The sequence below is a fragment of the Enterobacter sp. 120016 genome (genome assembly GCF_018383635.1).
GTDB lineage: Bacteria > Pseudomonadota > Gammaproteobacteria > Enterobacterales > Enterobacteriaceae > Enterobacter > Enterobacter asburiae_D.
On record NZ_JAHAWC010000053.1, the window covers coordinates 1 to 340 of the forward strand.

1 protein-coding gene is annotated in these 340 nt (G+C 67.4%); it reads right to left on the minus strand.

What is annotated here, in order from left to right; genetic code table 11:
- Positions 1–340, minus strand: a 340-nt coding sequence (locus KIF87_RS23075) for a hypothetical protein (protein WP_213330857.1), incomplete at both ends; no start/stop codon positions are given.

A 340-nucleotide genomic window follows, 5' to 3' on the forward strand; every position in this document is an offset into this window, starting at 1 on the left:
TCGTCAGCTGCAGCGTTAAATCCCCCAGGGACACCAGCTGGCCGGTGAGGTCCAGCCCCCGGCTCTGCAGCCACAGGTTGCCGCCGCTCAGCAGCTTACCGCCCGCGCTCTGGGTCACCTGGTCGGCATTGATGTTCAGCTGCGCGTTGCCGAGCAGCGTGCCGCTGTTGTTCAGCTGGCCGTAGTTAACCGTCAGCTGTCCCGCCTGGGTGGTGCCCTGGCTGGCAAACGTGGAGCCGGTCAGCGTGGCCCGGTCGGCCACCCACGTGCCGCCGTTGACGGCGTTTGCCGCATTGAGTATCAGGTCGGTGGCCTGCAGCCAGCCGGTGCCGGTGAACTG